This window comes from Homoserinimonas sp. (assembly GCF_056262345.1).
On sequence record NZ_JBACFR010000126.1, the window covers coordinates 1 to 3,106 of the forward strand.

General features: G+C 64.9%; 3 protein-coding genes. 2 read left to right on the forward strand and 1 reads right to left on the reverse strand.

All coding sequences use genetic code 11. The annotated features are described in order from the left end of the window. Positions 1 to 6: 6 nt before the first annotated feature. The gene (locus tag AC062T_RS06380) at positions 7 to 984 is read right to left on the reverse strand and encodes a GlxA family transcriptional regulator (RefSeq protein ID WP_476028435.1); all 978 of its coding nucleotides are present in this window, start codon (positions 982 to 984) and stop codon (positions 7 to 9) included. Between the two features lie 433 nt (positions 985 to 1,417). Here AC062T_RS06380 and AC062T_RS06385 point away from each other — a divergent pair, with 433 nt between their 5' ends. Continuing rightward, positions 1,418 to 1,741, forward strand: a complete 324-nt coding sequence (locus AC062T_RS06385; RefSeq protein ID WP_108515426.1) for a WhiB family transcriptional regulator — start codon at positions 1,418 to 1,420, stop codon at positions 1,739 to 1,741. A 102-nt stretch (positions 1,742 to 1,843) separates the two neighbouring features. Continuing rightward, positions 1,844 to 3,106: glycosyltransferase family 2 protein (locus AC062T_RS06390; protein WP_476028438.1), on the forward strand; the 1,263-nt coding region annotated here is incomplete at its 3' end.

Here is a 3,106-nt window from a genome sequence, read left to right on the forward strand (position 1 = left end):
GCCGCTCTAGCTGGCGATGCGCTCGCCGAAGGTGCGGCGATAGGCGCTCGGAGTTGTCTGAAGCGTTTTTATGAAGTGGTGCCGCATGACGGCTGCCGTGCCAAAGCCGCAGTCGACGGCGACGGTTTCGAGGCTGTCGTCGGATTCTTCGAGCTTCTGCTGCGCCCGGATGAGCCGCTGGCGATTGAGCCACGCGGCGGGGGTGGCGCCGACTTCCGCGCGAAACCGCCGGGCAAATGTGCGCTCAGACATGAGAGCGCGGCGGGCAAGTCGAGTAATGGTGAGGTCCTCGTGCAGGTTGTCGAGCATCCATTCGGCCACGGCGGCGAACGAGTCGCTTGCGCACTCCGTGACGGGCGCGCTGATGAACTGAGACTGCCCTCCGTCTCGTTGCGGCGGAACCACCATTCGCCGAGCGATGACGTTGGCTGCGGCGGCACCAAGCTCGGTGCGTACGATGTGCAACGCCGCGTCGATTCCCGCGGCAGTGCCAGCGCTCGTGACGACGTGGCGATCATCCACAAACAACACATCGGGGTCCACCTCGGTGAGAGGCACATCGATGCCGCGCTGGTCGGTGTACATCCAGTGGGTTGTGCTTCTGCGGCCGTCGAGGATGCCCGCAGCGCCGAGCAGAAACGCTCCGCTGCATACGCTCATAACCCATGCGCCGCGCGCTTCTGCGGCGCGGATCACGTCGAGCACAGCGGGGTCTGGGGGTCGGCGGTCGAGCTCTGACGTGTTCGTGCGGTGATAGGCGGGGATGGCGATGAGGTCAGCGTCGGCGGCCGCGCTCAGGTCGTTGTCGATGACGATGTCGAAGCCCAGGCTGCTTCTCACGGGGCCGGGTTTGGAGGTTGCGATCGTGAAGTCGAAGCGGGGCCCGCCCATGTCGGTGCGGTCGATTCCGAAGACCTCGCAGATGACGCCGAATTCAAACGGGGTGACGCCTTCGCAGGCAATGAGGACGACCTTGTTCAGCATGACGATTCTCCAGAGCGGGGGGAGTGGCGCTTTTTCATCGAACTATGGCAACTCTGCCACTCGTGGCAGCAAATGCCAATACCTAGATTTACTGCCATGGTCATTTCACTGGTTGTTGCCTCCGCCGTAGCCGTCGCAATCGGCGCCACCGTTAGTCGTTTGCGCACCGACGGCTTGCGAAGGGTGCCGAGAAAGTACGGATGATTCCTCGCGATAGGGCCATGCGCTCTCGACACGCCCGACCCCAGTTCGGGAGCATGCGGTGAGCCGCAGGGTAGACACGCCGGGCGACACGCCGCTGTTTACGGGGTGAAGCCTCGATTGCCACCTGAACGTTTACGATTTGCGACTTGACTCTGGGGAACTACACGGGTGTAATTATCAAAGCGCGTTAGTAATTCGCGTAATGCACAAGGGCCGAGGGGAGAGTGACATGGCACCTGATTTGCAGCGACGAGGAGTCCCGGACGACTGGTTCGCAGACCCTGTCTCTCTCGGAGTTCCCGGTGTCCGGCGCCCCGTCAGTGATGACGACAACGCACTCTCCTGGCAGGCCGACTCCCTCTGTGCCCAGACCGACCCCGAGGCCTTCTTCCCCGAAAAGGGCGGATCAACGCGCGACGCCAAGAAGATCTGCGGCTCCTGCGAGGTTCGCAACGAGTGCCTCGAATACGCGCTTCAGAACGATGAGCGCTTCGGCATCTGGGGCGGCCTCTCGGAGCGAGAGCGCCGCAAGCTGCGCAAGCGCGCCGTCTAGCAAAGGCTCCTGCGCCACGATCCTCGTCTCGCGCATCGGCATCCGACGGCTGCCGCGTGTCTACAACCGTGAGCGACAGCCCAGCGCATAGTGTCGATTCATATGCGCCAGAGAGTGACCGTCGTGCTCATCGCCCGCAATGGGGGCGAGTATCTCGAGCGAACGCTGTCGGCGCTCGCCTCTCAGACGCGCTCGGTCGATGCGCTCATTGCGGTGGATGCGGGGTCTCAGGATGCTTCCGCGCAGTTGCTGGCCGCAGCCGCCCCTACGGCAATCGTCACGGTGCCCCCTCGGGTTGCGCCCACGTTTGGCGGTGCAGCTCGCCATGTCATCGCCGGGCTTGACGCCGGAGACCCGGATTCCGAGTGGCTCTGGCTTCTCGCCCACGACAACGCGCCAGAGCCCCATGCTCTGGCATCGCTGCTCGCTGCCGTCGAGGTAGCGCCGTCGGTTGCCGTCGCTGGCCCCAAGCTCATGAGCTTCGACCGCCCCGACGTGATCGCGGAGTTCGGCCGCTCGATGACACGTCTTGGCGCATCCGTCGCCATGGTCGAGGGCGAACTCGACCAGGCCCAGCACGACGTCACGGAAGACGTGCTCGGCGTCGCGGCACACGGCATGCTCATCCGCCGGTCTGTGTGGGATGACCTGGGCGGGTTCGACCCGGGGCTACCGACCATTGACGCGGGCCTCGACCTGAGTGTGCGTGCTCGTCTCGCCGGGCACCGCGTCATCGGAGTTCCCGATGCCCGCGTGCTTTCGGCCGGCGGCCCAGAACTCTTTGACCGACCTACAGTGAGCCCGTCGAGGCACGCCCGCCTCGCTCGCACCGCTCAGCTTCATCGGCGACTCGTCTACGCGCCTGCCATTGCCGTTCCGATTCACTGGGTCTCGCTCGTTCCCCTGGCGATCCTTCGAAGCCTGCTCCACTTGCTCGGCAAGCATCCGTCGTTTATTCCGGGCGAGTTCGCTGCTGCGTTCGTTGCGGCATTCGACGGAACCGTTTTCGGTGCGCGCCGCAGGATCGCCCGTTCGCGAAAACTCGGCTGGGGTGCGATCGCGCCTCTGCGAACCTCGACCGCCACGATGCGCGAGAGGCGGGCGCAACAACGCGAGGCGGAGGCCAGCGGCGGTTCGTTCGCTGAGCCGAAGATCGGGTACCTCGGCGGCGGGGGCCTCTGGCTTGCTGCGTTCGCGGCAATCGTGGGCATTGTGGTTTTTGGTCCGCTCTTAGGGGCCAATAGCGTCGTGGGCGGCGGCTTACTGCCGCTCAGCGCGACGTTCGCTGACCTGTGGAGCACCGTCGGCTACGGATGGCGCGAGATTGGCACTGGTTTCGTCGGGCCCGCAGACCCGTTTGCCGCG

Excerpts from the sequence above, each read along its gene's own strand:
- AC062T_RS06380 (WP_476028435.1), bottom strand. The coding sequence starts at position 984 with ATGCTGAACAAGGTCGTCCTCATTGCCTGCGAAGGCGTCACCCCGTTT.
- AC062T_RS06385 (WP_108515426.1), top strand. The coding sequence starts at position 1,418 with ATGGCACCTGATTTGCAGCGACGAGGAGTCCCGGACGACTGGTTCGCA.